Origin of the sequence: Bacillus sp. S4 (assembly GCF_040838205.1) — a bacterium.
In the GTDB taxonomy this organism is placed as follows: domain Bacteria; phylum Bacillota; class Bacilli; order Bacillales; family Bacillaceae_G; genus Bacillus_A; species Bacillus_A cereus_U.
The window spans coordinates 1-5,950 of the sequence record NZ_JBFPJI010000209.1; the positions used below are offsets into that span (position 1 = coordinate 1).

A 5,950-nucleotide genomic window follows, 5' to 3' on the forward strand; every position below is an offset into this window, starting at 1 on the left:
CTGTAATGACATTAAGAAAGCGTTTACTTAATTATTTTTTAGGAGGGCTATCATGAAAAGAGATATTAAGAAAATCATTTCACAAATGACATTAGAAGAAAAGGCAAGTCTATGTTCTGGATTAGACTTTTGGAATACAAAAGGGATTGAGCGATTAGGAATTCCTTCTATTATGGTAACTGATGGACCACACGGGCTTAGAAAACAGGCAGAGGGAGCAGATCACTTAGGGATTTATAACAGTATTCCAGCGACTTGTTTCCCATCAGCAGTAGGATTAGCAAGTACATGGAATAAAGAATTAATAAAACAAGTAGGAGTTGCATTAGGAGAAGAATGTCAGGCTGAAAATGTAGGTGTTCTCCTTGGACCAGGTGCAAATATAAAACGTTCGCCACTTTGCGGAAGAAACTTTGAGTACTTTTCAGAGGACCCATATTTATCAGCACAAATGGCTGCAAACCATGTTAAAGGCGTACAAAGTCAAGGGGTTGGAACGTCATTAAAACATTTCGCTGCTAATAATCAGGAGCATCGCAGAATGTCTGTAGATGCAATTGTCGATGAAAGAACATTGCGTGAAATTTATCTTGCTAGCTTTGAAGATGTCATTAAGGAAGCACAGCCTTGGACAGTAATGAGCGCTTACAACAAGGTAAATGGCGAATACGCTTCGGAAAATAACTATTTATTAAATGATATTTTAAAAGATGAATGGGGATTTGAAGGTTTTGTCGTTTCTGATTGGGGTGCGGTAAATGAGCGTGTTGCAAGTTTAGCGAACGGCTTGGAGTTAGAAATGCCTTCAAGCTTTGGAATTGGTGAGAAGAAAATTGTTGATGCAGTTAACTGTGGTGAGCTATCTGTAGAAAAACTTGATCAAGCAGCAGAGCGTCTTCTTGACATTATTTTTAAAGCTTATGATAACCAATTAGAAAACGCTGTGTATAGTAAGGATGCGCATCATCAGCTTGCAAGAGAAGTTGCAAGTGAAAGTATGGTTATGTTACAAAATGAAGATGCAATTCTTCCGCTGAAAAAAGAGGGAACGGTAGCAGTAATTGGAGGATTTGCAAAGCAACCGCGTTTTCAAGGCGGCGGAAGCTCTCATATTAATCCAACAAATCTTGAAAGTATTCTTGAAGAAATTGAAACTGTATCAGGTGAAAAAACGAACATATTATTTGCCCAAGGCTATGACATTGCCAGTGATGATGTAAATGAAAGCATGGTTAATGAAGCGAAAAAAATAGCAGAGCGAGCAGATACAGCGGTCCTTTTCGTTGGACTTCCAGATCGTTATGAATCTGAAGGCTTTGATCGAAAACATTTACAGATGCCAGAAAATCACGTGCAATTAATTGAGGCTATTGCTGAAGTTCAAAGTAATATCGTTGTAGTTTTAAGTAACGGTGCTCCAATTGAAATGCCATGGATAGGTAAAGTAAAAGGAATACTTGAAGGCTATTTAGGTGGACAAGCATTAGGCGGAGCGATTGCTGATTTATTATTTGGTGATGCGAATCCAAGCGGGAAATTAGCGGAAACATTCCCGAAAGTGTTAAGCGATAATCCTTCTTACTTAAACTTCCCTGGTGAAGGTGACAAAGTAGAATACAAAGAAGGTGTGTTCGTCGGATACCGTTATTACGATGCGAAAAATATTGAACCGTTGTTCCCATTTGGTTTTGGTTTAAGCTATACAAATTTTGAGTATAGTAATCTTTCAATAAATAAGAAAGAGATAACGGATACGGACACTGTTTCTATCAGTGTGAACGTGAAAAATACTGGTAGTAGAGTAGGGAAAGAAATTGTTCAGCTTTATATAAAAGATGTTGAAAGCAGTATGACTCGTCCTGAAAAAGAGCTAAAAGGATTTGAAAAAGTAGAATTGCAGCCGGGAGAAGAAAAAACGGTTAGCTTTACTTTAAATAAAAGATCATTTGCTTATTATAATGTTGAATTAAAGGACTGGCATGTTGAAACAGGTGAATTTGAAATTTTAGTAGGAAAGTCTTCAAAAGAGATCGTTTTACATGATAGCATGTATGTTCAATCAACGACTATAATTCAAAAACCAGTGCATCGTAATACGTTACTTGGGGACATATTTACGGATCCAATTTTAGCACCAATAGCAAAAGGGCTTATGGAAAAAGCATTAAAAGACAGTCCGTTTGGTAGTATGACTGAAGGGGATAGTGATGCCTCTGAAATGATGGATGCTATGCTGAACTATATGCCATTACGAGCATTAGTGAACTTTAGCGCAGGTGCTTTTACAGAAGAAATGTTGAGTGAAATAATTGGGCTATTGAACGATGCACAGATGAATTAATAAGTGTGAATGAATTTTTTATCCCGTATTAATGGGCGGTAAGACTCCTACCTTAAAACTCGGCGAATGCGAGGAAGTGAGGTGGGAGATAATGGCTCAGAAATGTCCGATTGGTTTTGGTTGATAATCAGTGGGGGATGGACAAAATCCCACTGATTAAAGTTTTATTTTATCTATGTAGGACGTTTCTCCAACATGCAAAAAAGGTAAATAAGAGTTAGAATCTCATTTGCCTTTTTTTGTACTTATTCTGCTAAATATAGAATCATATGCTGGTCTATCATCTTTAATCATTGTTTATAAATATGAACGATGCGATGGCCATGAACCTTGGAGTTTACGAAGTTGTATAATTTGTCCTGTATGATAAGCATCGTGCAAAAGGATATTCAGATATTGTTGCCAAACTGGTAGAGACGGACTTGGTTGATCCAGTTCTGCTTCTTGAAGGGATGTTAATGAAGATTGCAAGGCATCATGTACTTGAAGCGTTCGCTTCACTGTTTGTTGCCACGCTTCATCATCATTAGGTCCATCTTGGACAAACGTGTCATCATTATTTTGTGGAGCAACAAATGTGTCATCTTGATGTAAGCGGGAAAGTAAGCGCTCTTTAAAGGTTAATAAATGGTTTGCATTTTCCCAAATCGTATTACTGGCCTTTCCTTCTGGTTGCCAACATGCTTGTGCAGCGGTAAGATTCTTTAACGCTTCTGATATCGGTGGGTACCATTCTTCTTCGTAAAAAACTTGCTTGACTCCATTTTGCAACATTTCTTTTTTACCCATTCGTATAGCCTCCTTAACTATGAGATAGACCAACAATAAGTGTTAGAGAAAGTAGGTAGAAACGTACCTACTTATTATCTGATTGATGTTTGGAATTTTTTAAAAGAACAATACGGCGTCGTTGTAGTAATTGCAGAAATAAACTTATGCTTTCTAAATCATTTTTCTTACTGCAATAAATTCTCCTTTCTCTTCAAGAAACCTGCCTCATAGTTGAACAAGAAAATCAACTGCAGCTTAAATTTAAAAACTTGTAGCAATATAAAGTTTCAGAAAGTTTTATAATTCTAAAAAGTTAGAAGGTATAATTCGATGTATATAGAATTCAATACATAGCAAATAAGGAGGGGATAAAATGGAAGTCTTTCACGTAACGAGTAGAAAGAGGGAAACGTACAACGTTCAAATGAAGTATTCGATACTTTTCGAATGCGCACTTGGCATTGCGGCAATTACGCATAAGAGGTTAATCGACACACTTGAAAAATCTCAAAGCGAATGGGAAGAAATTAGAAAATCTTTACCTCATGAAATGATAGAGCATTTGCAATTTGTCGAGAAGCATAATACGTGGAAAGCATTGCTTCAGTTATTGTATGAGGGAGATTTTACGGATTTATCTCAGTTTGTTCACAATATCAATTCGCTATCGGAAGTAGATTTTAAATATGTGTGCTTACCGTTTTTAGGAGAAATTCATCAAGAAAAAAGACGTTTAGCAGCTAGCGGAGAAGTACCAGCAATACACGAACTAATGGAACTGACACATGATCATCAGTTTTTCTCTACGTATATTGGCTTTATATGTGATGTCGATGTACAAGAACTAAAGGGCCATTTAATCGCCGTTATGACAGGATGGTATGAGGGTGTTATTAAGAAAGAAGAGGAGCAACTGCTCTCTATATTAAAGCGAGATTATGAAGCGAAAAATGAAATGAATAAAAAGATGAAACCAGAAGAGTTTGTCGAGTGGGCAACAGGTGGCGTTACATATATGCCAGAGCCAAGTGTGCATCACGTACTCCTTATTCCGCAAATTACGTACAGACCGTGGAACATAGAAGCTGATATTGAAGATACGAAAGTGTTTCATTATCCGGTCGCAAATGAAAGTATACATCCAGAAGATCCATATGAGCCGAGTTATTTTTTAGTTCATAAACATAAGGCGCTCGGGGATGAGGCAAGATTGCGTATTGTAAAACTACTATTTGAACAAGAGCGTACGCTGCAAGAAATAACGGAAAGATTACAACTAGGAAAATCAACAGTACATCATCATTTGAAACTTTTACGTTCAGCAAAGTTAGTTGATATTCAAGACGGAAAATATGTGTTGAGAAAGAAAGCAGTGCAGTCGTTAGCGAAAGAATTAGATGCATTTTTGAATAGATAATATACAACGAGAATGTACATAAAGGGAGGAATTTAATAGAAAAGTTGGTGAGTTATATTGGAAAATGTGTTGAAAAATCGTTCATTCTTTTTTATGTGGATTGGCAGTGCAATTTCAGAATTAGGCGGGGCTTTCGGGACGTTATGTAATTCAATTCTCGTTTATGAATTAACCGGATCGAAAACAGCATTAAGCAGCATGTGGCTATTATATTTTATCCCGTCACTCATACTACAACTAATAAGTGGTCCATTTATTGATAAATGGAGCCGAAAGTGGATTATGATTTTTTCGCAGTGGATGCGGGCCTCTGTTTTCTTACTGCCTTTAGTAATGCTTGTTACTAACAGTGTAGAAGTATGGCACATTTACGTTGTTCAAATTATAATAGGGCTCATTACGCCGCTGTATACACCCGCCAGTCAAGGGATTACACCGAGCATTGTAAGTAAAGAACAGCTTCAAGATGCAAATGCGTATATAGATGGGATGACTCGTCTTATGATGTTTCTTGCGCCAGTATTAGGTGGTATCGTCATTCATTTAATTGGAATGAAGCTTACACTATTTTTTGTGTGTATTTGTCTATTTATAAGTGGAGGATTATTACTTTTCGTTAGAGAAAAGAGGATAAAGCAAGAACTTCGAAAAACGTGGCTAGAAGAGTTTCTTCACGGGTTTACATACTTTTTCACAAAACCAGTTATCGTTTGGCTCGGGGTATTTCTTACTTTCGTTCAATTCGGAGTAGGAGTAACGATGGTTACGAATCTTCCTTATATAAAAGACGAACTTTCAGCAGGATATGCTGAGTACGGTTACTTCATGGCAGGTTTCCCGCTTGGCTATGTAGTTGGTTCCATGTTAGTTGGGAAAGTGAAGTATAAAAGCCGTAGATTACTTATGCTAGGAGGATTATTCGTAGGGGGGCTTACTTACATTTCACTAGGTTTAAATAATAGTATTATTATTGCGATTGTAATCGAAGTAATTGCCGGTATATGTATTGTATTTTTCAATGTTCATAACACGACAATATGCCAACAAACTGTCCCAAATAATATGATAGGAAAAGTATTTTCAGTGCGATTATTTTTCATACGATCGGCAATGCCATTAGGTGTGTTTCTTGGGGGAATACTGAGTGAAATGTGGGGAGTGAGAATATTATACTTTATCATTGGTTCGATTATATGTGTCACTTCTTTAATAGGAATATTGCTTCCATATTTTAAATTTTTGGATGAGTCGATTGCGGAGAAGTCTGCATAAATATTAATAGGAAACCTTAAAATAAACTAATCGTTTTGTTTATATAAGAAATAGTGAGGCGAATAAAGAATTTAATTTCAAAATGAAAGCAGGAGAAAAAGTATGCCTTTTTAGTCTCTTCAAGACAGTATTTCATTATTACTATATTT

4 protein-coding genes are annotated in these 5,950 nt (G+C 36.6%); 3 read left to right on the forward strand and 1 reads right to left on the reverse strand.

Annotation, left to right across the window (positions count from 1 at the left end; all coding sequences use genetic code 11):
• Window positions 1–52: 52 nt before the first annotated feature.
• Entirely contained in the window at window positions 53–2,341 is a 2,289-nt protein-coding gene (locus tag AB3X48_RS16475; RefSeq protein WP_016105198.1) for a glycoside hydrolase family 3 C-terminal domain-containing protein, read from the forward strand.
• A 297-nt stretch (window positions 2,342–2,638) separates the two neighbouring features.
• Here AB3X48_RS16475 and AB3X48_RS16480 read toward each other — a convergent pair whose 3' ends face one another.
• Window positions 2,639–3,130: a DinB family protein gene (locus AB3X48_RS16480; protein WP_016105197.1), complete on the reverse strand. Its 492-nt coding sequence runs from the start codon at window positions 3,128–3,130 to the stop codon at window positions 2,639–2,641.
• Between the two features lie 355 nt (window positions 3,131–3,485).
• Between AB3X48_RS16480 and AB3X48_RS16485 the strand changes: the two genes are divergently transcribed.
• The gene (locus AB3X48_RS16485) at window positions 3,486–4,529 is read left to right on the forward strand and encodes an ArsR/SmtB family transcription factor (protein WP_016105196.1); all 1,044 of its coding nucleotides are present in this window, start codon (window positions 3,486–3,488) and stop codon (window positions 4,527–4,529) included.
• Window positions 4,530–4,586: 57 nt separating this feature from the next.
• Window positions 4,587–5,801 carry an MFS transporter gene (locus tag AB3X48_RS16490; RefSeq protein ID WP_016105195.1) on the forward strand — a complete coding sequence of 405 codons (1,215 nt, stop codon included), beginning with the start codon at window positions 4,587–4,589 and terminating at the stop codon, window positions 5,799–5,801.
• Window positions 5,802–5,950: the final 149 nt, after the last annotated feature.